This window comes from Antarctobacter aquimaris (assembly GCF_900184945.1).
GTDB lineage: Bacteria > Pseudomonadota > Alphaproteobacteria > Rhodobacterales > Rhodobacteraceae > Maliponia > Maliponia aquimaris.
In genome coordinates, this window is record NZ_FXYF01000005.1 from 70,375 (window position 1) to 93,023 (window position 22,649).

General features: G+C 68.3%; 23 protein-coding genes. 13 read left to right on the top strand and 10 right to left on the bottom strand.

Annotated elements, in window-relative coordinates:
* Positions 1 to 18 precede the first annotated feature (18 nt).
* From MAA8898_RS10460 to MAA8898_RS10470, 3 genes are read left to right on the top strand one after another with little or no spacing between them, the layout of a single operon-like run.
* Positions 19 to 951, top strand: a complete 933-nt coding sequence (locus MAA8898_RS10460) for a bifunctional riboflavin kinase/FAD synthetase (protein ID WP_094020962.1) — start codon at positions 19 to 21, stop codon at positions 949 to 951.
* A complete protein-coding gene (locus tag MAA8898_RS10465) occupies positions 948 to 1,418 on the top strand; it encodes a YcgN family cysteine cluster protein (RefSeq protein WP_094020963.1) in 471 nt (156 codons plus the stop codon). The genes MAA8898_RS10460 and MAA8898_RS10465 overlap by 4 nt, the downstream gene beginning before the upstream one ends.
* Positions 1,415 to 2,482 carry a threonine aldolase family protein gene (locus MAA8898_RS10470; protein ID WP_094020964.1) on the top strand — a complete coding sequence of 356 codons (1,068 nt, stop codon included), beginning with the start codon at positions 1,415 to 1,417 and terminating at the stop codon, positions 2,480 to 2,482. Before MAA8898_RS10465 ends, MAA8898_RS10470 begins: the two co-directional genes overlap by 4 nt.
* 73 nt (positions 2,483 to 2,555) lie before the next feature.
* Here MAA8898_RS10470 and hspQ read toward each other — a convergent pair whose 3' ends face one another.
* Positions 2,556 to 2,882, bottom strand: coding sequence for a heat shock protein HspQ (gene hspQ, locus MAA8898_RS10475; RefSeq protein WP_094020965.1), 327 nt, complete (start codon positions 2,880 to 2,882; stop codon positions 2,556 to 2,558).
* A 246-nt stretch (positions 2,883 to 3,128) separates the two neighbouring features.
* Between hspQ and MAA8898_RS10480 the strand changes: the two genes are divergently transcribed.
* Positions 3,129 to 3,722, top strand: coding sequence for a transglycosylase SLT domain-containing protein (locus tag MAA8898_RS10480; RefSeq protein ID WP_094020966.1), 594 nt, complete (start codon positions 3,129 to 3,131; stop codon positions 3,720 to 3,722).
* 16 nt (positions 3,723 to 3,738) lie between these two features.
* Here MAA8898_RS10480 and MAA8898_RS10485 read toward each other — a convergent pair whose 3' ends face one another.
* The 4 genes from MAA8898_RS10485 to MAA8898_RS10500 form a co-directional block, all read right to left on the bottom strand.
* On the bottom strand, positions 3,739 to 4,332 hold the full coding sequence (locus MAA8898_RS10485) for a LolA family protein (protein ID WP_094020967.1): 594 nt from the start codon (positions 4,330 to 4,332) through the stop codon (positions 3,739 to 3,741).
* Positions 4,333 to 4,545: 213 nt separating this feature from the next.
* A complete protein-coding gene (locus tag MAA8898_RS10490) occupies positions 4,546 to 7,701 on the bottom strand; it encodes a DNA translocase FtsK (protein ID WP_094020968.1) in 3,156 nt (1,051 codons plus the stop codon).
* 22 nt (positions 7,702 to 7,723) lie between these two features.
* Complete coding sequence (locus MAA8898_RS10495) at positions 7,724 to 8,902, bottom strand: aminotransferase class I/II-fold pyridoxal phosphate-dependent enzyme (RefSeq protein WP_094020969.1); 1,179 nt, start codon at positions 8,900 to 8,902, stop codon at positions 7,724 to 7,726.
* A gap of 150 nt (positions 8,903 to 9,052) precedes the next feature.
* A complete protein-coding gene (locus MAA8898_RS10500) occupies positions 9,053 to 10,381 on the bottom strand; it encodes an amidase (RefSeq protein ID WP_094020970.1) in 1,329 nt (442 codons plus the stop codon).
* A gap of 46 nt (positions 10,382 to 10,427) precedes the next feature.
* Between MAA8898_RS10500 and MAA8898_RS10505 the strand changes: the two genes are divergently transcribed.
* Positions 10,428 to 11,675, top strand: a complete 1,248-nt coding sequence (locus MAA8898_RS10505) for a UbiH/UbiF/VisC/COQ6 family ubiquinone biosynthesis hydroxylase (protein ID WP_094020971.1) — start codon at positions 10,428 to 10,430, stop codon at positions 11,673 to 11,675.
* Between the two features lie 72 nt (positions 11,676 to 11,747).
* Positions 11,748 to 12,500 carry an SDR family NAD(P)-dependent oxidoreductase gene (locus MAA8898_RS10510; protein ID WP_094020972.1) on the top strand — a complete coding sequence of 251 codons (753 nt, stop codon included), beginning with the start codon at positions 11,748 to 11,750 and terminating at the stop codon, positions 12,498 to 12,500.
* Between the two features lie 117 nt (positions 12,501 to 12,617).
* Here MAA8898_RS10510 and MAA8898_RS10515 read toward each other — a convergent pair whose 3' ends face one another.
* Positions 12,618 to 14,141 carry a DUF2125 domain-containing protein gene (locus MAA8898_RS10515; RefSeq protein WP_094020973.1) on the bottom strand — a complete coding sequence of 508 codons (1,524 nt, stop codon included), beginning with the start codon at positions 14,139 to 14,141 and terminating at the stop codon, positions 12,618 to 12,620.
* 153 nt (positions 14,142 to 14,294) lie between these two features.
* Between MAA8898_RS10515 and MAA8898_RS10520 the strand changes: the two genes are divergently transcribed.
* Together MAA8898_RS10520 and MAA8898_RS10525 are read left to right on the top strand one after the other, a co-directional pair.
* Positions 14,295 to 15,050 carry an SDR family oxidoreductase gene (locus MAA8898_RS10520; protein WP_094020974.1) on the top strand — a complete coding sequence of 252 codons (756 nt, stop codon included), beginning with the start codon at positions 14,295 to 14,297 and terminating at the stop codon, positions 15,048 to 15,050.
* Positions 15,047 to 15,655: an enoyl-CoA hydratase/isomerase family protein gene (locus MAA8898_RS10525; protein ID WP_094020975.1), complete on the top strand. Its 609-nt coding sequence runs from the start codon at positions 15,047 to 15,049 to the stop codon at positions 15,653 to 15,655. The genes MAA8898_RS10520 and MAA8898_RS10525 overlap by 4 nt, the downstream gene beginning before the upstream one ends.
* Positions 15,656 to 15,659: 4 nt before the next feature.
* Here MAA8898_RS10525 and MAA8898_RS26240 read toward each other — a convergent pair whose 3' ends face one another.
* Positions 15,660 to 15,821 (bottom strand): hypothetical protein, encoded by a 162-nt coding sequence (locus MAA8898_RS26240; protein WP_176445122.1) that lies wholly within the window; start codon positions 15,819 to 15,821, stop codon positions 15,660 to 15,662.
* A 34-nt stretch (positions 15,822 to 15,855) separates the two neighbouring features.
* On the opposite strand from MAA8898_RS26240, the gene MAA8898_RS26245 reads away from it, so the two are divergent.
* Entirely contained in the window at positions 15,856 to 16,017 is a 162-nt protein-coding gene (locus MAA8898_RS26245; RefSeq protein WP_176445123.1) for a hypothetical protein, read from the top strand.
* A gap of 50 nt (positions 16,018 to 16,067) precedes the next feature.
* On the opposite strand, the gene MAA8898_RS10535 is transcribed toward MAA8898_RS26245, so the two are convergent.
* The 3 genes from MAA8898_RS10535 to choW are packed head-to-tail and all read right to left on the bottom strand — an operon-like array spanning position 16,068 to position 18,471.
* A complete protein-coding gene (locus MAA8898_RS10535; RefSeq protein WP_094020977.1) occupies positions 16,068 to 16,589 on the bottom strand; it encodes a GNAT family N-acetyltransferase in 522 nt (173 codons plus the stop codon).
* Positions 16,586 to 17,593: a choline ABC transporter ATP-binding protein gene (choV, locus tag MAA8898_RS10540; protein WP_094020978.1), complete on the bottom strand. Its 1,008-nt coding sequence runs from the start codon at positions 17,591 to 17,593 to the stop codon at positions 16,586 to 16,588. The genes MAA8898_RS10535 and choV overlap by 4 nt, the downstream gene beginning before the upstream one ends.
* Positions 17,590 to 18,471, bottom strand: coding sequence for a choline ABC transporter permease subunit (gene choW / locus MAA8898_RS10545; protein WP_245853354.1), 882 nt, complete (start codon positions 18,469 to 18,471; stop codon positions 17,590 to 17,592). Before choW ends, choV begins: the two co-directional genes overlap by 4 nt.
* 31 nt (positions 18,472 to 18,502) lie before the next feature.
* On the opposite strand from choW, the gene MAA8898_RS10550 reads away from it, so the two are divergent.
* The 4 genes from MAA8898_RS10550 to MAA8898_RS10570 all read left to right on the top strand — a co-directional run bounded on the left by MAA8898_RS10550 (position 18,503) and on the right by MAA8898_RS10570 (position 22,646).
* On the top strand, positions 18,503 to 19,123 hold the full coding sequence (locus MAA8898_RS10550; RefSeq protein ID WP_094020980.1) for a glutathione S-transferase family protein: 621 nt from the start codon (positions 18,503 to 18,505) through the stop codon (positions 19,121 to 19,123).
* A 525-nt stretch (positions 19,124 to 19,648) separates the two neighbouring features.
* Positions 19,649 to 20,020, top strand: coding sequence for a helix-turn-helix domain-containing protein (locus tag MAA8898_RS10560; protein WP_094020982.1), 372 nt, complete (start codon positions 19,649 to 19,651; stop codon positions 20,018 to 20,020).
* On the top strand, positions 20,017 to 21,321 hold the full coding sequence (locus tag MAA8898_RS10565) for a type II toxin-antitoxin system HipA family toxin (protein WP_094020983.1): 1,305 nt from the start codon (positions 20,017 to 20,019) through the stop codon (positions 21,319 to 21,321). Before MAA8898_RS10560 ends, MAA8898_RS10565 begins: the two co-directional genes overlap by 4 nt.
* Positions 21,322 to 21,743: 422 nt before the next feature.
* Positions 21,744 to 22,646: a LysR family transcriptional regulator gene (locus tag MAA8898_RS10570; protein WP_094020984.1), complete on the top strand. Its 903-nt coding sequence runs from the start codon at positions 21,744 to 21,746 to the stop codon at positions 22,644 to 22,646.
* Positions 22,647 to 22,649 lie beyond the last annotated feature (3 nt).

Genomic DNA, 22,649 nt, shown 5'->3' on the forward strand with positions numbered 1-22,649 from the left:
GCCTTTAACGAAAACGCCATGCGGATCATACGAGACTACCAGTACACGAGACCCGAGGACCGGGGCGCCAGCGCCGCGATCGGCAATTTTGACGGCGTCCACCTGGGCCACCGGGCGGTGATCGACCTGGCGCGCAATTCGGCGCCACATGCGCCGCTGGGGGTGATGACATTCGAGCCGCACCCGCGCGAGTATTTTGCCCCCGAGGCCCCGCCGTTTCGCCTGATGAGCGCCGAGGCGCGCGCCGCGCGGCTGGAAAAGCTGGGGGTCGAGCGGCTGTACCAGTTGAATTTCAACACCGCGCTGGCCTCGTTGACGCCGGAACAGTTTGCCGGGCGGGTGATCCGCGACGGGCTGGGCCTGGTCAACGTGGTGGTGGGCGCGGATTTCTGCTTTGGCAAGGGACGGGCGGGCGATGTCGAGGATCTCAAACGGTTCGGGGCGGACATGGGATTCGGCGTGACGGTGGCCGAGCTGCTGGAGACCGGCGGCGTGCAGGTGTCGTCGACGGCGATCCGCGACGCGCTGAGCGACGGCCGCCCGCGCGACGCCAAGGCCCTGCTGGGCCACTGGCACCGGATCGAGGGCGAGGTCATCGGCGGCGAACAGCGCGGCCGCCAGCTGGGCTATCCGACGGCGAACATGTCCATCGACGGGCTGCACCCGCCGCGCTTTGGCGTCTACGCGGTGCTGGTCGACGTGCGCGACGGGCCGCACCGGGGCAGCTATCACGGCGCGGCCAGCATCGGCGTGCGGCCGATGTTCCACGGCGAGGTGCCCAACATCGAGACCTTTCTGTTCGATTTCACCGGCGATCTTTATGGCGCGACGCTGTCGGTCGGGCTGGTGGACTACCTGCGCCCGGAGCTGAAGTTCGACGGGCTCGACGCGCTGATCGCCCAGATGGACGCCGACTGCGCACAGGCGCGCGCGATCCTGGCCGCGTTATGAGCGACCCGATCGACCGCAGCGGGCTGGCGCCGCGATTCTGGGAACGCAAGCGTCTTCAGGACATGAGTGAGCGCGAGTGGGAGGCGCTGTGCGACGGCTGCGGCAAGTGCTGCCTGAACAAGCTGGAGGACGAGGACACAGGCGAGGTGGCGCTGACCCGCGTGTCCTGCCGCCTGTTCGACGATTCGACCTGTCGCTGTGCGCAATACGAGATCCGGCACCAGTTCGTGCCGGAATGCATCGTGTTGCGGCCGTCGAACATCGCCAAGAACCTCTACTGGATGCCCGAAACCTGCGCCTACAAGCTGCTCTGGAACGGCGAGCCGCTGGCCGACTGGCATCCGCTGATCTCGGGCGACGCCGAGACGGTGCATGCGGCCGGCGTGTCGATGCGCGACGCGACGGTGCCCGAGTTCGAGATCGACGAAGACGACTGGGAAGACCACATCATCGAGGAACCGCGATGAATTTTGCCTCCGACAATGCCGGGCCGGTGCCCGTTCAGGTGCTGGACGCGCTTGCCCGCGTGAACACCGGCTATGCCGCCAGCTATGGCGCCGATGGCGTGACGGCCGAGGTGGGCGACCGCCTGCGCGCCTTGTTCGAGGCGCCGGGCGCGGCGGTCTATCTGGTCGCCACCGGCACGGCGGCGAACGCGCTGTCGCTGGCCACGCTCTGTGCGCCGTTCCAGACGGTGTTCTGCTCGGAAAAGGCGCATATCCACGAGGACGAGTGCAACGCGCCCGAGTTCTACACCGGCGGCGCCAAGCTGACGCTGGTGCGCGGCGGCGACGTGATGACGCCTGCGGCGCTTCGGAGGGCGATCGAGGGCGAGGGCAACCGCGGCGTGCACGGGCCGCAGCGCGGGCCGGTGTCGATCACCAACGTGACCGAGGGCGGCAACGTCTATTCGGTCGAGGAGATGGGCGCGCTGTGCGGCGTGGCGCGGGAGTTCGGCCTGCCGGTGCACCTGGACGGCGCGCGCTTTGCCAATGCCTGCGTGGCGCTGGGCTGTTCCCCGGCTCAGATGACCTGGAAGGCGGGCGTGGACATCGCCGTGTTCGGCGGCACCAAGAACGGGCTGATGGACGCCGAGGCGGTGCTGATCTTTGACCCGGACACCCCTGCCAGCAGCGGGTTCACCCGCGCGCAGGAGTTCGAGCTGCGGGTCAAGCGGGCGGGGCACCTCTATTCCAAGCACCGCTATGTCGCGGCGCAGATGCTGGCCTACCTGGAGGATGACCTGTGGCGCGACCTGGCCGCGCGCGCCAATGCCCGCTGCGCGGCGCTGGCGACGGGGCTGGAGGCGCTGGGGCTGGAGATCGTCAACAAGTCCCGCGCCAACATGCTGTTTTTCCGCGCGCCGCTGCGGGCGCATCAGGCGGCGCAGGCGGCGGGCGCGGTCTATCACCTGTGGGGCAACCCGCCCGCCGACCCCGAGGCGCTGGCCACGGCGCGGCTGGTGTGCAGCTGGTCGACGACCGAGGACGAGGTGGCGGACCTGCTGGCGGCGCTCAAGACCGCGCTCTGACGGGCCGGAAGACGCGCCGGCTCAGCTCGTCTTGTGACCGGGGCAGACCGGGTCAGCACCCTGCCCCGCAAGGTCAGTTCATCTGGAAATGCAGCTCGTAGGCGCCATCCTGGAAGGCGCCGAACAGGTCGGGGATGTCGGGATGGTCCACCGGTTCGCCCGAGTAGTCGGCGACCAGGTTCTGCTCGGACACGTAGGCCACGTAAAAGCTTTGGTCGTTCTCGGCCAGCAGGTGGTAGAAGGGCTGTTTCTTGGACGGGCGGCTGTCCTCGGGAATGGATTCGTACCATTCGTCGGTGTTCGAGAACTCGGGGTCCACGTCAAAGACCACGCCCCGGAAGGGGTGCTTGCGATGGCGGACGACCTGGCCCAGGTGATACTTGGCGCGCTTGTGCATCATGACAGACCTCTTCATACCCCCTTGTTACCGCCATTCCAGGGGCATTGTCCAACTTTCGCCACAAATTGCAGGGAAACAAACTGTGACACCCCCGCCAACAGTCCGCCTCACGGCGCCGCCCCGGTATCGGCACGGCCACGAGCCTGCGGCAGCAACGACTCGCCCTGCCAAGGAAATGTGATTCCATCGCCGGGCGCAATCAGCTAAAATGTCTTTCAATAAAAAGACAGACCGAGGCGAGTGACAATGAGCAGAGTCCTTCGCGCTTTGGTGATCGTTCTTCTGGCGGCCTCCTGCGGAGGCGGCGGCGGGTCTGGCGAATCACCGCGCAACCTGGACAACGCCTGTTCCATCCTGGAGCAGCGGCCGGGCTACTACCGCGCCTTCCGCGCGACCGAACGCCGCTGGGGCGTGCCCGTGCACGTGCAGATGGCCACGATCTACCAGGAAAGCAAGTTCGACAGCGACGCGCGCACGCCGTTCCAGTACCGGCTGGGGGTGATCCCGGTGGGCCGGCAAAGCTCGGCCTTTGGCTACAGCCAGGCGTTGGACGGCACCTGGGACGAATACCTGGCCGAAAAGGGCCGCCGCAGCGCGCGGCGCGACAACATCAACGACGCCACGGATTTCATGGGCTGGTACATGAAGAAATCCGAGCAGGAACTGGGCATCCCGATGTCGGACGCGCGCCGGCACTACCTGGCCTACCACGAAGGCCGGTCGGGCTATCGCCGGGGCAGCTACAACGCCAAGTCCTGGCTGCTGCGCGTGTCGGCCGACGTCGGCACCCGTGCCGAGATCTACGAACGGCAACTGAGAACCTGCCGCGCCGCCCGCTAGGGGCGGCGCCGCGCGATCAGCGTTTCAGCCGGGCCAGTTCGGCGTCGATGGAAAAGACCTCGTTCGACAGGCTCTTTTCCTCGAGCCCGCCCAGGATCACCGTGGTCTGCGTGCCGTTGCCGTCGGTGATGATCCACTGCCGCAGCTCTACCGGGTCGCCGGTGAATTTCAGCAGGATGGTGCCGTATTCCGGGTGATCGGGGTCCTGCGCGGTCACCGTGGTGGCGGTGCCGTCGTAGCCATGCCCCACCACCATGCCGGCGCGGCCCAGATCGACCCGCCGCGCCAGGATGATCGACAGCGGCGTCTGGCTGAGCGGATAGGTGTCGGGCTGCGCGTTCAGCTTGCGGTCGAGGATGTAGACCGCGCCGGCGGTGGCCATGACCAGCGCGCGCTCGGGCGGGTCGTAATCGAACCGCACCTTGCCGGGCCGCTTGATGGCGATGGTCCCGGTCGACAGCGTGCCGTCGGCGTTGATCTGGGTAAAGCCGCTGGTGGCGGAGGTGATGGAATTGAGGTAGCGCGACAGTTCGTTCAGCGAAAGCTGCTGCGCGAAGGCCGGTGCGGCAAAGGTCAGTAGTGCCAGGGCGGCGAGAGTGCTGCGGATCATCTGTGGTCCTTCCTGCTCGGATGGCCGCCTTTTCGCATGAACGCCACGGCTATGCGATAGCGGGCCCGCTGACAGGAGATATCGGGGCGGAAACCCGCCCCTTCAAGCACCGCTCCGGCGTCTTCCGGCCCGCGATGTCCCGGGGAGCGCGCGGGATGCGGGGCTGGCCCCGAACCTGCGACGCCCCCTCACCCCGGCGTCCAGACAGGCGCGTCAGGCCTGTTCGGGCACCAGGATCTCGCGCTTGCCGACGTGGTTGGCGGCGGAGACCACGTTCTCGTCCTCCATCTGTTCGACCAGGCGCGCGGCCTTGTTGTAGCCGATGCCCAGCTTGCGCTGGATGTAGGAGGTCGAGCACTTGCGGTCCTTGATGACGATCTGCACCGCCTGGTCGTAGAGCGCGTCCTCGCCGCCGGTGTTGCCGCCGGTGTTCAGGCCCAGCACCGCGTCGATGTCCTCGGCCTTTTCGTCGTCCGGGCCCTGCACCACGCCGCCGACATAGTCCGGCGGGCCGAAGGCCTTGAGATGGTTGACGATTTCCTCGACTTCCTCGTCGCTGACAAAGGGGCCGTGGCAGCGGGTGATCTTGGCCCCGCCGGCCATGTAGAGCATGTCGCCCATGCCCAGGAGCTGTTCGGCGCCCATTTCGCCCAGGATGGTGCGGCTGTCGATCTTGGACGTGACCTGAAAGCTGATCCGGGTCGGGAAGTTGGCCTTGATCGTGCCGGTGATGACATCGACCGAGGGGCGCTGGGTGGCCATGATGAGGTGGATGCCGGAGGCCCGCGCCATCTGCGCCAGGCGCTGGATGCAGGCCTCGATCTCCTTGCCGGCGACCATCATCAGGTCGGCCATCTCGTCGACGATGACGACGATGTAGGGCATCTTGCGGGGTTCGAATTCCTCGGTCTCGAACACCGGCTCGCCGGTGTCGTCGTCGAATCCGGTCTGCACGGTGCGGCTGAACATCTCGCCCTTGGACAGCGCGTCGGCCACCCGGCTGTTGAAGCCGTCGATGTTGCGCACGCCCATCTTGGACATCTTGCGATAACGGTCCTCCATCTCGCCCACGACCCATTTCAGGGCGACGACGGCCTTTTTCGGATCGGTGACGACGGGGGACAGCAGGTGCGGGATGCCGTCGTAGACGCTGAGTTCCAGCATCTTGGGGTCGATCATCACCAGCCGCAGGTCCTCGGGCGTCAGCTTGTAGAGCAGCGACAGGATCATGGTGTTGATCGCCACCGACTTGCCCGAGCCGGTGGTGCCGGCGATCAGCAGGTGGGGCATCTTGGCCAGGTTGGCGACCATCGGGTCGCCGCCGATGTTCTTGCCCAGCGCCAGCGGCAGCTTGTGCTTGCCGTCGCCGTATTCGCGGCTGGACAGGATCTCGCGGAAGCAGACCATCTCGCGGTTGTCGTTGGGCAGTTCGATGCCGATCACGCTGCGCCCCGGCACGGTCGAGACGCGGGCCGAGAGCGCCGACATGCTGCGCGCGATGTCGTCGGCCAGGCCGATCACCCGGCTGGCCTTGAGGCCCGGCGCCGGCTCCAGCTCGTACATGGTGACGACGGGACCGGGGCGGACGCTGACGATCTCGCCCTTGACGCCGTAGTCGTCCAGCACCGTCTCCAGCATCCGGGCGTTTTCCTCCAGCGCCTCGTCGCTGAGGACGTGACGCTCGATCTTGTCGGGCGACATCAGCAGCGACAGCGGCGGCAGTTCGTAATCCGGCGAGTCGTCGTCGAAGCGCAGGCTGGGCTGGGCCTCGGCCTGGGCGCGTCGTGACGGCAGGATCGGCTTGCGCGCCGGTTGCTGCACGACCTTCTTCGGCTCTGGCGCGGACACGCGCTGGAGGCGCGGCGGGGTGTGGTCGTCGGTCAGGATGTCGGCGTCGTCGTCGTCGCGGTCGTCGTCGCCGTAGTCATCGCCGTAGTCATCGCCGTAGTCGTCGAAATCGCTGAGGTCGGAATACAGCTCTTCGTCGACCTCCGCCTCGGGCAGAGCGGTGGGCGCGCGCAGGGGCGCGGGGGGGACGCGCGGGGCGGGTGCGGGGGCCAGCGCGGCGGCGGGGGCCGGGTCCGGCATCCGAGGCGCGGCCGGGATCGCCGCCCGGGGGGCGGCGGGCCGGGCGGTCAGCGGCGGTTCGGCTGGCAGCTTGCGCGCGGCGGCGGTCAGCGGCGGTTCGGGCGGCAGGTCCGAGGCGCGGATCGCCGGCCGGAACAGCAGCGGCTGCGGACCGTAGCCACGGCCCTTGGTCAGCGGCTTGGAGGGGTCGACGGGCGGGGTGACGGGGTCCGGCGTGCTGGGCAGGCGCGATTTGACCGCCTTGGCGATCTTGGCGGCAATGCGCTCTTCGCCGGGGACCTCGACATCGTGGTCGATCAGCTGCTCGACCAGTTCGGGCTGCGGCATGCGCTCGGGGTCGGCGCGGCGGAACACGCCCGGCACCCGCGCCAGCAGGCCGGGTTTTTCCGCCTGAAGGGCGCGCGGGACCTCGATCAACTCATCGTCCTCGTCGTCGTCCCAGCCGCGTTCCGGCGAAGGCGGAAGCCGGGTATCGGCGCGCAGCACGCGCGCGGGGGCGGCGGGTTTCAGCGGGGCGGCCGGGGTGGCCGAGACCGACAGCGCGGCGGCGGCCTCGGCTGCGGCGGCACGGGCGGCGCGGCGTTCGCTTTGCAACGCCTGCACGCGTTGCGCGGCGCCGACAGCGCCGGTCGCGCCGCGACCCAGCGCCCGCACCAGCGTGGCGTAGACCACGATCAGCCCGACGATCAGGAACCGCGCGATGGCCCGGATCTCGACCCGGGTAAAGCCCAGCACGAAGGCGCCCAGGACCAGGATGCCGCCGCCCAGGCCGATCTGCACGATCTTGACTCCGGTGCCGGGCGAGAACGGCAGCAGGGTCAGGAACGACCCCATCATCATGTCGCCGAACAGCCCGCCGAGGCCAAAGTCATGCATCCAGCCGGGGGTGACGTGCAGGCCCGAGGCATAGACCGACGACAGCGCCACCCAGATCGGCGAGAAGATCAGGCAGGTGAAGGCGCGCCCGTTGCCCTGGTGGGCGGCCAGCCGCACGCCCCAGACCGTCAGCACCGCCGCCAGCGCCCAGGCGCCCATGCCGATGATCATGAACAGCGGCGCGGCGACATAGGCGCCCAGCCGGCCCATCCAGTTCTGCACCGGCGCATCGGTGGCCGACAGCCAGGACGGGTCATCCGGGGTATAGGAGGCAATCATCGCGGCCACGGCCAGGCCCAGCGCCATCAGCGCCAGCCCGATCAACTCACGGCCGCGCTTTTCCAGCGTCGCGGCGGTGTTCGTGTCGAACAGGGGATCGCGGCCCCGTGCCTGAAATGATGCCATCTTCGCCTCGCTACTTTTCTTGTTATGCAAACAGGCAGTCCCGGATCCGGGTCAGCCCGTCCTTCGTCTCGTCCCGCGGGGCCACCAGGGCCACGCGGATATAGGCCTTGCCGGGGTTTTGCCCGGCGGTCTCGTGCGACAGGTATTCGCCCGGCAGGACGCGCACGCCCGTCGCCTGCCACAGTTTCAGCGCCGCCGCCTCGCCGTCCGGAACCGGCAGCCAGAGGAACATGCCCGCCTGCGGCGACATGTAGCCCGGCACATGGCCCAGGATGTCGTCCGCCAGGGCGTATTTCTCGGCCCAGAGCCGGCGGCTGGCGGTGACGTGCTGCTCTTCGGTCCACAGCGCCTCGGAGGCGTGTTGCAGCGGCAGCGGCACCGGCGCGCCCGAGTAGGCGCGCAGCTGCTTCATCCGGGCGATGCTCTGCGGCCCGCCGGCGACAAAGCCCGAGCGCAGGCCCGGCAGGTTCGACCGTTTCGACAGCGAATGAAAGCTGAGCACGCGCTCCGGGTCCGCGCCCATCTGCGCCGCCACCTCCAGCGCGCCCACCGGCGGATCATGCCGGTAAAGCTCGGCATAGCACTCATCCGCCAGGATCTGGAAATCATGTTTCTCGGCCAGCGCGATCAGGTCGCGCCAGTAAGCGGCATCGGCCATGCTGCCCTGCGGGTTGGCCGGGGAACAGAGGTAGCACAACGCGGCGCGGTCCAGCACCTCCGCCGGCAGGGCGGCGTAGTCCGGCAGGTGGCCGGTGGCGGCGGTGGCGGGGACGAAGACCGGCTCTGCCGCGGCCGAAATCGCCGCGATCATGTAGACCTGATAGAACGGGTTGGGCATCAGCACGGTCGGGCGCTGGCCCTGCTTTTGTTCCGGGCACAGCGCCATGCCGGCGTTGTACAGCCCTTCGCGCGTTCCGTTCAGCGACAGCACCTGGGTTTCGGGGTCCATCGTCACGCCGTAGCGGCGGGTCAGCCAGCCGGTGATGGCGGCGCGCAGGCCCGGCGTGCCCTCGTTCGGCGGATAACGCCCGAAGTCGGCGGCATGCTCGGCGATGATGCCGGAAATCCACTCAGGGAAAGGGTGTTTCGGCTCGCCTATGGTCATGTGCAGGACCGGCCCGCCGGGTTCATGCGAATCCAGAAGGGCCCGCAGACGCGGGAACGCATAGGCCGGAAGGTTCGAAAACCGTTCGGGGAACATCTGCCAGTTTTGCCTCAAGCGATGCGGGATCATTGGTGCCCCGCGTTTTGCCGCAGGATACGGAAAAACAGGGGCTTCTGTCCATCACAGACGTCCCTGCGGGCGGCGTTGTGGCGCGAAAGACGCACCTTTCCGAATTGTTAACCGCCGTCAGGCCAGCGCGGCCTCGGCTCCGGCGGCGAGTCGCAGCAGCCGGTGTTCCGCCATCGGCGGCGCCATCAGCGAGATGCCGCAGGACGGCACGCCGGTGGGCAGCGTCACGATGGCACCGCCCAGCAGGTTGCCGATGCGGGTGTTGCGCAGGGTGCGCAGGTTGGCCGACACGTAGGTTTCGCCCAGCTGCATCAGCGTGTCGACCTTTTCCGGCAGGTTGGGCGCGGTCGGGCAGAGCACGGCGTCATAGCCCGCCGTCACCTCGGCCCAGGCCGCGCGCATGCGGTGGACGCCCTGCCAGGCGGCGATGAAATCGGCCGCCGAATGCGCCGCGCCGGCCTCGAAGCGTTCCCGGATCGGGGTGAACATCACGTCCGGCTGCGCGGTGATCTGATCGCGCCAGGTGGCCCAGGCCTCGGCGGTGTAGAGCATGGCGGACTGCGTGTGCGGCGTGACAATGTCAGGGAAATCAAGCGGTTCGATGATGGCCCCGGCGGCGCGCAGCTTGTCCAGGGCGTCGGCGTAGGCGCGGGCGGGGGCCGCGTCGAGGTCGTCCATCACCACGGTCTGGAGCGCGGCAAAGCGGCGGCCTTGCAGGCTCGCGCCGGTCAGGTCGGGCGCGGGGGCGCCTTCGAGCGCGGAGAGCATCAGGGCCGCGTCCTCGACCGTGCGGCAGAGCGGGCCGACGGTGTCGAACCGGGCGATCAGCGGCACGACGCCGTTCAGGCTGAGGCGGCCGCAGGTGGTTTTCAGCCCCACCAAGTCGTTCCAGCAGGCCGGCAGGCGCACCGAACCGCCGGTGTCCGAGCCGACGCCAGCGGGCGCGAGGCGAAACGCGACCGAGGCCGCCGCCCCGGAGGACGAGCCGCCCGCCACGGCATCGTGGTCATTGACGCAAGGCGAGGTGGCGGTGACCGGGTTCAGGCCGAGGCCGGAAAAGGCGAGTTCGGACATATGCGTCTTGCCCAGGCAGACGAGGCCGGTCTGCGTGGCGTTGCGCAGCACCTCGGCGTCACGGTCGGGCACGCGGCCCTTGAGCAGGGCCGAGCCGGCCTCCGTCGGCGTGCCGGCGGTGTCGTAGAGGTCCTTCCAGCTGATCGGCACGCCGTCCAGCGGATGGCGGCGCAGGCCCAGTTCGGCGCGGCGCTTGGCGGCCTCGGCCTCGGCCAGGGCGCGGTCGGGGGTAAGCCGGGCATAGATCCGGTCGGACAGGGGGTGCGCGTTGATCTTGTTGAGGAAATTCTCGGCCAGGGTGACCGGATCGGTCTCGCCGGCGGCGATGGCGCGGCCCAGCTCTGCGGCGGTCTTGTCGGTCCAGTCGGTCATGTCGCGCTCCCCTGCTTTGGGCCAGACGGTAGCGGCAGGCGGGCGCATGGACAATCCCGCCCGCGCCGCCATATTGCGGGGCATGGAACATGACCTGATCATCGTCGGCGGCGGTCTCAACGGCCCCGCCCTTGCGCTGGCCGCGGCTGAGGCCGGGCTGTCGTCCTGCGTGGTGGATGCGCTTCCGCTCGCGGTGCGCGAGGATGCGGCGTTTGACGGGCGGTCCTACGCGCTGGCGCGGTCGTCGCAGCGGATGCTGGCGAAGCTGGGGCTGTGGGGGGCGCTGGCCGAGGGCGCGCAGGCGATGAACGAGATCAAGGTCTCGGACGGGCGCGTGGGCGATGCGGGGGTGTTCCTGGGCCTGCATTTCGACAGTGCCGAGATCGAGGACGGCCCGATGGGCTACATGGTCGAGGATCGGTATCTGCGGCGCGTGCTGCTGGAGGCGCTGGCGGCGTGCGACCTGATCGAGCATCGGGCCGAAGTCCTTGTTGTTGAACAGGAAAGTACGGCGCAGGGGGTGTCGGTCACGCTGGCGGACGGCACGGTGCTGCGCGGTCGGCTGCTGGTGGGGGCGGACGGGCAGAATTCGGGTGTCGCCACGCGGGCGGGCATCCGGCGGATGGGCTGGCGCTATGGGCAGACGGCACTGGTCTGCGCCATCGCGCATGAAAAGCCGCACAACGGCGTCGCGCACCAGCTGTTCCTGCCGCCCGGGCCGCTGGCGATCCTGCCCTTGAAAGGTAACCGGAGCTCGATCGTCTGGAGCGAGACGGAGGCGCGGGCGAAGGCGATCAACGCACTGGACGACAAGGATTATCTGGAAGTCCTGCGGCCGCGTTTCGGCGATTTCCTGGGCGCGATCTCGCTGGACGGGGCGCGCTATACCTACCCGCTGACGCTGTCGCTGGCGCGGGAGTTCGTGGCCGAGCGGGTGGCGCTGGTGGGCGATGCGGCGCACCGGATGCACCCGATTGCAGGCCAAGGGCTGAACGCCGGGCTGCGCGACGTGGCGGCGCTGGCGCATGTGATCAGCCACGCGGTGCGGCGGGGCGAGGACTTTGCCAGCCCGGCGGTTCTGGCGCGCTATGCCCAGTGGCGCAGGTTCGACACGGCGGCGCTGGCGGCCTCCACCGACCTGTTCAACCGGCTGTTTTCGAACGACAATCCCCTGCTGCGCGCGGTGCGCGACGTGGGCATGGCGGCGGTCGGCGCATGGCCGGGGCTGCGCCGGGGGTTCATCCGCGAGGCGGCCGGGCTGACCGGCGAGCTGCCAGACCTGATGCGCGCCTGATGCGCGGCTGAGCGCCCTTTCCCCCGGCCCCTGCCCTGCCTAGAGTGCGCGCGGACGGATCGGGAGGACCACATGGACAAGAAATGCGCAATCGTCACGGGCGCGGCCCGGGGCATCGGGCTGGCGACCACTGACCTGTTGCTGGAACAGGGCTGGCAGGTGGCCATGCTGGACCGCGACGAAGACGCGCTGTTGGAACAAGTTTCGTTGCGTGACAACGTGTTACCGCTGGTGCGCGACGTGTCGAACCCGCAGGACGTGGGCGCCATGGTGCGCGAGACGGTGACCTGGTCCGGCCGCGTCGATGCGCTGATCAACAATGCCGGTGTGGCCGAGTTCGGCCCGGTGGAGATGTGCACATTCGAGATCTGGCGGCGGGTGATGGAGACCAACCTGGACGGGGTTTTCCTGTGTACTCAGGCAGTTACGCCGGAGTTGAAGAAGACCAAAGGGTCCATCGTCAACATCGCCTCGATCAGCGGGCTGCGCGCCTCGACGCTGCGGGTGGCCTATGGCACCTCCAAGGCGGCGGTGATCCAGCTGACGAAACAGCACGCCGCCGAGCTGGGCGAATACGGCATCCGGGTCAACTGCGTCGCCCCCGGCCCGGTCAAGACCAAGCTGTCCATGGCCGTGCATACCCCTGAAATCATTCAAGCTTATCACGACTCGATCCCGCTGAACCGCTACGGATCGGAGCGCGAACTGGCCGAGGTGATCGTCTTTCTGGCCTCGGACAAGGCGTCCTATGTCTCGGGTCAGGTGGTGGCGGTGGACGGCGGGTTCGACTCGACCGGCGTGGGGCTGCCGGCGCTGCGGGTCTGAACCCGGGATTTGTACAAAAGGTACGTCCTGTACGCGATAAATGTCGTTTTGTACAAAAATCCGGGCAGGAAAGAGGGCGGGGTCTCCCCCGCCCTTTCGCGTTCCGCAAAGGCGGCCTTACTGGATGCGCTGACCGTTGGCCAGGACGTGGCCCTGGGCATTGATCTCGATGGTCGAGGTCGCGGTGTCCGGGGCGTCGCCCGGCACGGTGAACATGGACAGCATCATGCGCGCGCCCATGGCGTCCTCTTCGCCCATCAGGCCCATGGCGATCAGGGTGTCGATCAGGCCGTTGGCGCCGGCGACGTTGAGCTCCAGCTTGCCCTCGGGACGCGGCACGCCGTCGAAGGTGGCGAGGTCCGTGTTGTCGAAGGTGAAGGCGCCCGAGCCGGTGATCACGGCGCCCACCGCCTGGACGACGAGATCGGAGATGGTCAGCGCGTTCAGCTCACCCGGCATGCCGCCGGTCATGGCCAGCTCTTCCATCTTGTCGGTGTCGAGCAGGCTGACCAGCGGCGACACCTTGGCGTCGAGGTTCAGGGCGATGGTCGCCGGTTCGCGCGGCAGCATCTGGCCCGGATCGAAGATGTTCCACAGCATGTCCGTCGTGGCGAATTCGCCCAGGATGATCGACAGCGAGGCATCCTGCGGCGCGTCGCCCGGCATCAGGGGCATGGTCAGGGCAAAGCCGATGTCGCTGGCCGAGAAGTTGATCGGCAGCGGGATTTCCGGGCCCGAGAGCGCGATGGTCTGGCCGGTGGCGGAGACCGCGTAGGTCAGCTCGGATTCGGACAGGGCAAAGCCGAACTCGCCGCCGGTCGAGGTGAACTGGCCGGTGGTGGTGCCGGCGTCCTCGGTGACGGAGAAATCGGTCTTGCCGCCGGTGTGGCGCAGCACCACGTCGACCGAACCGCCGCTGGTGAACATGGCGGTCGGGTCATCGTAGTCCATGACCTCGGGCAGAACCGTCGTGCCAAAGCTGGCAAGCCCGGTCAGCTGGCCGACAAAGGTGCCGGCATCGCCGCTGTCGGGGTCGTTGAACATGATGTTGTAGGCCAGCGTGCCCAGGCTCATGTCCTGTTCGATCGAGCGCATGCCATCGGCGCGCACCACGTGCGAGGCACCCGAGAGCGGGCCCATCGACAGGGTCGCGCTGAGCATGTCGCGGGTGATTTCCTCACCGTCGCCGAACAGCCGGACCAGTTCCATTGCGAGGCTGTCACCGCCGTAGGTGTAGGTCATGTCGCCTTCGCTGCCCGAGACGGTCACGGCGAAATTGCTCTGGGTCATGGCGACGACGATCTCGCCGAACTTTTCGCCGTCATCCAGCATGTCGACGGTGATGTCGGAGACCGCCGGGTAGGTGACGGTGACCGAGCCGTCACCGTTGTCCGCATAGGTCATCTGCGGCATCACGATGCGGATGGCGGCGCCCTCTTCCTCGGGGATCGGTACGGTCATGCTGAGGTCGGTGATGACGAGCGAACTGCCTTCCGAGATCTCGGTGGCGGTCATCTCGTAGCCGAAGCTCTGCATGTACGCTTCGAACTCGTCCCAGACCTGCTGGGGCGTCACGTCGGCCCAGGCCTGGCCCGCCATGATGGTGAGAGCCAGCACGGAGGCTGTCGAGTAGCGTTTCATAAAGTTTCCTCTCTGTCGGTGCAAACCAATGCGCGCAGTCTCAGCGGCTTATCAGGGCCGGTCAAGGGACTGGATTCCATACTATTCACCCTTTACCACGGTGGCGAGACGCCTTTTAGGGCAAAACCGGACTTTACAGGGGGGCATGTTGTCATGAACGGCGATCTGAGCGGAAAGACGGTGCTGATCACCGGCGCGAGCCGGGGAATCGGCGCCGAGACGGCGCGCGCCTTTGCCGCGGCGGGGGCAAAGGTGGCGCTGGTGGCGCGGTCCTCGGACGCCATTGCCGACCTCGCGGGCGAGATCGGGCCGCAGGCGGTGGCCATTCCCTGCGACATCGCGCGGTACTGGGAGGTGTCCAAGGCGGTGGAGGCCTGCACCAAGGCGCATGGCGGGCTGGACATCCTGGTCAACAACGCCGGGGTGATCGAGCCGGTGGCGCATCTGGCGGAGGCCGACCCGGACCGCTGGGGCGAGGTGATCGACATCAACCTCAAGGGCGTGTTCCACGGCATGCGCGCGGCGCTGCCGGGGATGCTGGCGGCGGGCGGCGGCACGGTGCTGACCATCGGATCGGGTGCGGCGCACGGGCCGGTGGAGGGCTGGTCACATTACTGCGCGTCCAAGGCCGGGGCCCTGATGCTGACGAAGATGCTGCACAATGAATACGGCGACCAGGGGATCCGCGCGATCTCGCTGTCGCCGGGCACGGTGGCGACGCAGATGCAGCGCGAGATCAAGGCGAGCGGGATCAACCCGGTGAGCCAGCTGGACTGGAGCGACCATATCCCGCCCGAATGGGTGGCGAAGGCGCTGCTCTGGATGTGCGGCGCGGCGGCCGACGACTACCTGGGCGGCGAGGTGTCGTTGCGCGACGAAGGCGTGCGCCGCGCGGTGGGTGTCGCATGATCCGGCTGAAGCAGGACGAGGGGCTGTGGATCGCCACGATCGACCGGCCGGACAAGGCAAATTCGCTGACCGCCTCGATGCTGGAGGACCTGGCGCGGATCGCCGAGGGCGCGCTGACCGGCGCGCGCGGGCTGATCGTGACCGGGACGGGCAAGGTGTTCTCCGCCGGGGCGGACCTGGACGAGGCGCGCGGCGGGCTGGCGGTGTCGCCGCTGTGGGAGCGGCTGTCGGGGGCGATTGCCCGCCATCCGGGGCTGACGGTCTGCGCGCTGAACGGCACGGTGGCCGGGGGTGCGATGGGCATGGCGCTGGCCTGCGACCTGCGCATCTCGGTGCCGGGGGCCAAGGTGTTCTACCCGGTGATGAAGCTGGGGTTCCTGCCGCAGCCCTCGGACCCGGGGCGGCTGGCCGCGCTGGTGGGGCCGGCGCGGGCCAAGATGATCCTGATGGCGGGGCAGAAGATCCCGGTCGAGGAGGCGCTGCACTGGGGGCTGATCGACCGGGTGGTCGAGGGCGACGTGGTGGCGGCGGCGCGCGAGCTGGCGGCGGACACGCTGGCGGCCGAACCCGAGCACGCGCGGGCGATCAAGGGGCTGATCGGCTGACGCGTCAGAACCGGTGCGGGAAATGGCCTATCATGTGCTGCACGTCCTCGGCGCAGGTGAAGGCCTGCGGGTTGCGCTCCAGCATGTCGGTGATGAAGGCGCGGCGGGCGCGGGTCTCCTCGGCGCCGGCCGTGGCCTTTGGGCGGTCGAGGAGATGGCGGGGCATCCTGAACCTGCGGCTGGCCTTGGGCATCGGCGGGTTGGCGCGCTGTTTCGATCCGATCGCGGAGCTGGACGCGGAGCACCTGCTGCTGGTCTCGCCCGAGGCCTGGCGGCGGCGCGAGGTGAAGGAGTTCGTGACCTTCTTTGCGCCGCGCTACGCGGCGATCTTTCGGCAGGGGGCGCTGCCCCCGTCTCCCTGACGGGAGACTCCCCCGGAGGTATTTGGACCAAGAAGAAACCCGGGGGCGGCTCAGAGGTCCATTTCGAAGAACACCATGCGGGCGGCGACGTCCGGGGGCAGGTCGTGGTACGGCCCGCGCGTGCGAAAGCCGAGGGACAGGTAGAGGCGCGCGGCCGGTGCCATCGGCTTGCCGGTGTCCATCACGATGCGGGCAAAGCCGTCGGTGCGGCAGGTGTCGATCAGCGCCGTCATCAGCGCGCGGCCGGTGCCGGTGCCGCGCGCGGCGGGCCGGACGTAGAGGCGCTTGATCTCGGCCACGCCGGGGGTGAGCGTGCGGGCCATGCCGCAGCCGACGGGCTTGCCGTTTTGACGGGCGAGCTTGAGACAGCCCCGCGGGCGGGCGTGGTCCTGCGCGAGGGTGTCGAGCAGGCGGTCGAAGACCGGGGGCGCGTAGCCGTGCAGCACGGCATCGCAATCCGGCGCGGGCAGCGCGGCGAGGAAGGCGCGGTACTCGCGGCAGAGGTCGCGCACGGCGTCGAGGTCTGCGGCGTCGATGGCCTCGGCGACGGTGAGGCCGGGAGCGGCGCTCATGACGCGGTGGCGAGCCGGGCGATCACGCTGTCGGCGCTGACGCGGCCCAGCGCCTTGCCGGCCTCGGTCACCGTGAGGGGGCCGTCCTTGAGGCGCGGCATCAGGTCCCGGATCGGGGTTTCGGCGGCCACCTCGGGGCCGCCTGTGCCCGGCTCCATCACGTCGCGTGCGGTCAGCACGCCCAGCGGATTCATGTTGGCGACGAAATCGGCCACGTAGTCGGACACCGGGTTCGAGAAGATCTCGCGCGGGGTGCCGGTCTGGACGATGCGGCCGCCCTCCATGATGGCGATGCGGTTGCCGATCTTGAACGCCTCGTCGAGGTCGTGGCTGACAAAGAGGATGGTGCGTTTCAGCTCGCGTTGCAGGTCGAGCAGTTCGTCCTGGAGGCGGGTGCGGATCAGCGGGTCGAGCGCCGAGAAGGGTTCGTCCATCAGCAGGATCGGCGCGTCGGTGGCAAAGGCGCGGGCGAGGCCGACGCGCTGCTGCATGCCGCCGGACAGCTCGGCCACCTTGCGATCGCCCCAGTCGGACAGGCCGACCAGCTTCAGCTGGCGGTTCACCGTCTCGATCCGCTGCGCGGTGGGCAGGCCGGCCAGTTCGAGGCCGAAGCCGACGTTTTCCGCCACCGTGCGCCAGGGCAGCAGGCCGAACTGCTGGAACACCATGGCGACGCGGCTTTGCCGGATGTGGCGCAGCTGGGCCGAGGGGCAGCTGGCGACATCGACCATCTCGCCCTTGTCGTTGACCAGAACGCGGCCGCGCGCGACCTGGTTCAGCCCGTTGACGGCGCGCAGCAGGGTCGATTTGCCCGAGCCCGACAGGCCCATCAGCACGACGATCTCGCCGTCCTCGACGGTGAGCGAACAGTCGTGCACGCCCAGCACCTGGCCGGTGGCGGCCTGGATCTCGGCCCGGCTCTGGCCTTGGTCCGCCAGCGGCAGGGCCTGGTCGGGGTGGTCGCCGAACAGGATCGAGACGTTGTCGAAGACGACGGCGGTCATTGTTTGCCCCTCAATGCGCGGTCGAGCATGATGGCGACGACGACGATGATCAGCCCCGCCTCGAAGCCCAGCCCGGTGTCGACGCGGTTGAGCGCGCGCACCACCGGCACGCCGAGCCCGTCGGCACCCACCAGCGCGGCGATCACCACCATCGACAGCGACAGCATGATGGTCTGGTTCAGCCCGGCCATGATCTGCGGCAGGGCCGAGGGCAGTTCGACCTTCCACAGCTTTTGCGAGGGCGTGGCGCCAAAGGCATCGGCGGCCTCGAGCAGCGCCTTGGGCGTCGAGGCAATGCCGAGGTGGGTCAGGCGGATCGGTGCGGGCACGACAAAGATCACCGTGGCGATCAGCCCCGGCACCATGCCGATGCCGAAGAAGACGATGGCCGGGATCAGGTAGACGAAGGTGGGCAGCGTCTGCATCAGGTCCAGCACCGGGCGCATCCAGCCATAGAGCCGGGGCCGGTGCGCGGCGGCGATGCCGATCGGCACGCCGACGCCCATGCAGACCACGCAGGCCGAGAGCACCAGCGTCAGGCTTTCGGTGGTTTCCTCCCAGTAGCCCTGGTTGAGGATGAAGAGAAAGCCGAAGAACACCAGCGCGGGCGCCTGCCAGCGGCGGTGCACGGCCCAGGTGGCCGCCGTCAGCACCAGCACGACGATCAGCGGATGCGGCGTTTGCAGGACCCAGAGGATCGCGTCGATCAGCGCCTCCATGGCGACGCCCATGGCATCGAAGATCCAGGCGCCGTGTTTCTGCAACCAGCCAAAGCCGGCCTCGGCGGCGTCCCCGACGGGGATCTTGTGGTCGGTCAGCCAGTCGAGCAGGGCCCTGTCCTCCGGTTGGTGGTTGCCCTGTCGGGGGCTTGGGCGCAAGGTTTGCGCGGAACGCTCACGGGAGGCAAGCATGACGGCGCTGAAATTCTATACCAACCCGATGTCGCGCGGGCGCATCGCGCGCTGGATGCTGGAGGAGGTGGGCGCGGAATACGAGACGGTCGTGCTGGAGTACGGCACCACGATGAAGGCGCCCGACTACCTGGCGCTGAACCCGATGGGCAAGGTGCCGACCGTCACGCGCGGCGACACGGTGGTCACGGAATGCGCCGCGATCTGCCTGTGGCTGGCCGAGGACTACCCCGAGGCCGGGCTGGCCCCCGCCCCCGGCACGCCGGAACGCGGCGCCTATTACCGCTGGATGCTGTTCGGCGCCGGGCCGGTCGAGGCGGCGGTGACGGCCGCCGCCTTTGGCTATGACCCGGAGACGCCCGAGGCCTATGGCCGCGCCGGATGGGGCAACCTGGCAGCGGTGGCGGACGCGCTGGCCGGGCTGCTGGCGGACGGGCGGACGCACCTGCTGGGCGAGCCGTTTTCGGCGCTGGACGTCTACCTGGGGTCGCAGATCGCCTGGGGCCGGCAGTTCGGCACCTTGCCGGACCGGCCCGGATTCGACGCCTACATCGCGCGGATCATGGGCCGCGAGGCGGCGGTGCGGGCGCGCGGGCTGGACGATGCGGCGATGGGCTGAGGGGGGCTGTCCGGGATGCGGGCCTTGCCGCCGGTTGGTGCAGGTGCTCGCCGCACCTGCGTCGCTGTCGGACATGATGGGCGGAATTCGTTGAATACCTCGCGCCTGGTCGAGGGGCGTCTGGCTGATTGATCCCTGAAATGGGTGGGGGGATCGGTGAGGACGGGACGGCGGCAGGCGGCGCAACCGGCGCTGTTCTGCGAGGTCCGGCCCAGGTTTGCGTCACATACCGATCCGGTCAGCCAATGGACCGCAGCCCGCAAGGGCCCGGCCTTGTTCAGCGGTTCCGACACCAAACTGATCGGCACGGACCACGGGGAAGCTGCGGACCGGAGTGCACAGCCTGTCGCGACCGAGGCCGAGGCCGCTCGGCGGCTGAGAAGGTCGAAGCATCGCAGACATTACATTGGGCTCAAATTACCGCCATAAAGAAAAGCATAGGTTACATAACGGAGACGTGTTGAATCTGCGTTATGTAATTCATAGTTTACAATACGGCCTCTGAGGCGACCCAAGGTGAAACATATGTTGCATGGCGAAGACTTTTCCCGCGTTCCGATCGAGCGGGTTTCAGAGGAACTGGGGCGGAGGATCAACCTCTGGCGCCTGTCCCGCCAGATCAAGATGGCCGACATGGCCGAGGAGATGGGGGTATCCCGCCCCACGTTGCAGCGTCTTCTTGAGGGCGGCAACACGTCGACAGAGACCTTGCTGCGCGCGCTGCGAGCGCTCGGACTGATCGGGAACCTGGATGTGCTGGTTCCGGACATAAGCTCGAGTCCAATAGCACGGCTGGAAGGCGGCCCGCCGCTGTCCGAGCGGAAGCGGGTTGCATCAAGGCAGGAACCGAAGTCCGGCGAGGCTTGGGTTTGGGGAGACGAAGAGGACTCTGAATGACGACGGCACGCGTAATCCTGTGGGGCAGGACCATTGGCGCGGTGACATGGGAGGAGGCGCAGGGCGTCGCGCTCTTTGAATATGACCGGGCCTTTCAGTCTGCCGGTATCGAGGTCGCGCCCCTGACGATGCCTGTGGGGCCGGGGATCTTTCGCTTTCCCGCCTTGTCGCGGGACTCCTTCAAGGGCCTGCCAGGCATGCTGGCGGACAGCCTGCCGGACAAATTCGGCAATGCGGTGATTGACGCATGGCTGGCCCGCGAGGGCCGCCCGCGGGAGTCCATGAACCCCGTTGAGCGTCTCTGCTACACCGGGAGCCGGGGCATGGGCGCGCTGGAGTATCAACCGGAGGCCCCGATACGAAAGGAGCCGGGAGACAAGCTGTCGATCTCGGCCCTCGTCGATCTTGCACGGGACGTCATCGAGGCGCGCGAAGGGCTATACGGCGCGCTGAATGGTGGCGAGGCAGACGAGACAGCCTTGCGGGACATTCTGCGGGTGGGGACTTCTGCCGGCGGAGCGCGTGCCAAGGCTGTGCTGGCATGGAACCCGTCCACCGGAGAGTTCAGGTCCGGGCAGGTCGAGGTCGACGACGGCTTTGAACACTGGTTGATGAAGTTCGATGGCGTGTCGGGGAACAAGGACAAGGAGCTTGCGGATCCTATGGGGTTCGGGCGCCTGGAGTATGCCTGTTACCTGATGGCGCAGGATGCCGGTGTGGAGATGTCGGAGTGTCGGCTCTACGAGGAGGGAGGACGCGCGCATTTCATGACAAGGCGCTTTGACCGCACGGGCCATGGCCGAAAGGTGCACATGCAGTCTTTGTGCGCGATGCGACACTTTGATTTCAACATCGCACGCGCCTATTCCTACGAGCAAGCGATCGAGACGGGAAGGTTACTGAAGCTCCGGCGCAAGGACCTGGAGCAACAGGTTCGTCGTGCCTTTTTCAATGTGACGATCCGGAACCAGGACGATCACACCAAGAACATCGCATACCTCATGGACCGATCCGGAACCTGGACGCTCTCGCCGGCCTTTGATGTGGTCTATGCATATAACCCGTCGGGCTCGTGGACGTCCCAGCATCAGATGTCGATCAATGGAAAGACGACGGATTTCGCCGAAGACGACCTGATCGCCCTCGCGTCTTTTGCGGATATTGGAAAGAGCCGGGCCCAAAGGATGCTTGCCGAGGTTCGGGATGCGGTCATGTCCTGGGAGCGTTACGCAGAGCGTGCCGGTGTGCCGGGCGATCTCGCGAAGCGCGCGAAAAATGGCTTCCGGCTGAGCCTGAAGTAAGTGTTGTTGCAGTGGGCAGAACGGCCGGGACGCCGCCCTGCGGCGCCGGCGGGTCGTGCAAAGGTCCGCCATGGGCCGGCTGCGCCGCGGCGCGCCTTGCTGCGCGTGCGACGGTGGCGCTGCGTGTCCTGGTCGATCTGGGGACCGGAGCCGCCATCGGACATGCCCCGCCAGGCGCGGGGACATATGGGCGTGCGGGATCGACGCGGCGGCGCGGTTGCGGAGGCGTGAGGGACCGGGGTGCGGGGTGTCTGCCGGTCGGCTGGGTGGACAGGGCCGGCCCTGGGGTGTGGCTTGGCGGGGGCCGCTTGGGTCTGCTCGGCCCAGGACACTCCGGGGGCCGATACGACTCGACGGCCCGCGCCGGGTCGTGGCACCGTCGGTCCGGCGCCTGCGTTGCCAATTCGGGGATATGAGGGACAATGCCTGCCGAACCGGACTGGAACGACTTTCGGATCATCCTCGCGCTTGGCCGTGCCGGATCGGTGGCGGGGGCGGCGCGGGTGCTGAAGGTCGATGCCTCGACCGTCAGCCGCAGGCTGGCGGCGGCCGAGGCCGCGTTTGGCGCCGCGCTGATCGTGCGCGAGGGACGCGCCTTTGCCCTGACCACCGAGGGCAAGGCGGCCTTTGCCGCCGCAGAGGCCATGGAGAACGCCGCCGACCAGGCGCGGGCAGCCGTGCGAGGTGCGCGCGATGAGCTGGCCGGTGTGGTCCGCATTGCCTGTCCTCCCGTGGCCATCCGCTATCTCGAGCGCTTTCCCGACATGGTCGCGGCCCGCCATCCCGGGCTGGGTGTCGCGCTTTTGTCCGGCCGCGCGCCGGTCAACCTGTCGAAAGGCGAGGCTGACATTTCGATCCGGGCGGTTCGGCCCGCCGACCTGGACCTGGCCGTCGCGCATGCCTTTGGACTCGGGTCCGGGGTCTATGCCGCGAAATCCTACCTGGAGACGCACGGCCGCCCGGCGACCCCGGCCGATGTCGCGGGGCACGCGCTGGTCAGATACGCCGAGCCGTTCCTGCACATGCCGCCCTTTGCCTGGGTCGAGCAGTTCGCCGAGCCGGGCGCGCCCAGTGTCCGGGTCGACAACATCGACATCGCGCAGCACCGGATCGCCAGCGGGGCGGGCATCGGGGTCCTGTATTGCATTGCCGGGGACGCGGACGACCGGCTGGTCCGGCTGTTCGACGACCCGGTCGACGTGATCGAAATGAACATCGTCTACCACCAGTCGATGCGCGGGTCCGCGCGGCTGCGCGCGGTGCTTGACCTGCTGGTGGCCTGGCATGTCGCGCGGCGCGCCGCCCTGGAGGGGCGCCCGGGCTGAGGC

What these genes read in the sequence shown, in the direction of transcription:
- MAA8898_RS10460 (WP_094020962.1), top strand. Translation starts at nt 19, where the DNA reads ATGCGGATCATACGAGACTACCAGTACACGAGACCCGAGGACCGGGGC.
- MAA8898_RS10465 (WP_094020963.1), top strand. Translation starts at nt 948, where the DNA reads ATGAGCGACCCGATCGACCGCAGCGGGCTGGCGCCGCGATTCTGGGAA.
- MAA8898_RS10470 (WP_094020964.1), top strand. Translation starts at nt 1,415, where the DNA reads ATGAATTTTGCCTCCGACAATGCCGGGCCGGTGCCCGTTCAGGTGCTG.
- hspQ (WP_094020965.1), bottom strand. Translation starts at nt 2,882, where the DNA reads ATGATGCACAAGCGCGCCAAGTATCACCTGGGCCAGGTCGTCCGCCAT.
- MAA8898_RS10480 (WP_094020966.1), top strand. Translation starts at nt 3,129, where the DNA reads ATGAGCAGAGTCCTTCGCGCTTTGGTGATCGTTCTTCTGGCGGCCTCC.
- MAA8898_RS10485 (WP_094020967.1), bottom strand. Translation starts at nt 4,332, where the DNA reads ATGATCCGCAGCACTCTCGCCGCCCTGGCACTACTGACCTTTGCCGCA.
- MAA8898_RS10490 (WP_094020968.1), bottom strand. Translation starts at nt 7,701, where the DNA reads ATGGCATCATTTCAGGCACGGGGCCGCGATCCCCTGTTCGACACGAAC.
- MAA8898_RS10495 (WP_094020969.1), bottom strand. Translation starts at nt 8,902, where the DNA reads ATGTTCCCCGAACGGTTTTCGAACCTTCCGGCCTATGCGTTCCCGCGT.
- MAA8898_RS10500 (WP_094020970.1), bottom strand. Translation starts at nt 10,381, where the DNA reads ATGACCGACTGGACCGACAAGACCGCCGCAGAGCTGGGCCGCGCCATC.
- MAA8898_RS10505 (WP_094020971.1), top strand. Translation starts at nt 10,428, where the DNA reads ATGGACAATCCCGCCCGCGCCGCCATATTGCGGGGCATGGAACATGAC.
- MAA8898_RS10510 (WP_094020972.1), top strand. Translation starts at nt 11,748, where the DNA reads ATGGACAAGAAATGCGCAATCGTCACGGGCGCGGCCCGGGGCATCGGG.
- MAA8898_RS10515 (WP_094020973.1), bottom strand. Translation starts at nt 14,141, where the DNA reads ATGAAACGCTACTCGACAGCCTCCGTGCTGGCTCTCACCATCATGGCG.
- MAA8898_RS10520 (WP_094020974.1), top strand. Translation starts at nt 14,295, where the DNA reads ATGAACGGCGATCTGAGCGGAAAGACGGTGCTGATCACCGGCGCGAGC.
- MAA8898_RS10525 (WP_094020975.1), top strand. Translation starts at nt 15,047, where the DNA reads ATGATCCGGCTGAAGCAGGACGAGGGGCTGTGGATCGCCACGATCGAC.
- MAA8898_RS26240 (WP_176445122.1), bottom strand. Translation starts at nt 15,821, where the DNA reads ATGCCCCGCCATCTCCTCGACCGCCCAAAGGCCACGGCCGGCGCCGAG.
- MAA8898_RS10535 (WP_094020977.1), bottom strand. Translation starts at nt 16,589, where the DNA reads ATGAGCGCCGCTCCCGGCCTCACCGTCGCCGAGGCCATCGACGCCGCA.
- choV (WP_094020978.1), bottom strand. Translation starts at nt 17,593, where the DNA reads ATGACCGCCGTCGTCTTCGACAACGTCTCGATCCTGTTCGGCGACCAC.
- MAA8898_RS10550 (WP_094020980.1), top strand. Translation starts at nt 18,503, where the DNA reads ATGACGGCGCTGAAATTCTATACCAACCCGATGTCGCGCGGGCGCATC.
- MAA8898_RS10560 (WP_094020982.1), top strand. Translation starts at nt 19,649, where the DNA reads ATGTTGCATGGCGAAGACTTTTCCCGCGTTCCGATCGAGCGGGTTTCA.
- MAA8898_RS10565 (WP_094020983.1), top strand. Translation starts at nt 20,017, where the DNA reads ATGACGACGGCACGCGTAATCCTGTGGGGCAGGACCATTGGCGCGGTG.
- MAA8898_RS10570 (WP_094020984.1), top strand. Translation starts at nt 21,744, where the DNA reads ATGCCTGCCGAACCGGACTGGAACGACTTTCGGATCATCCTCGCGCTT.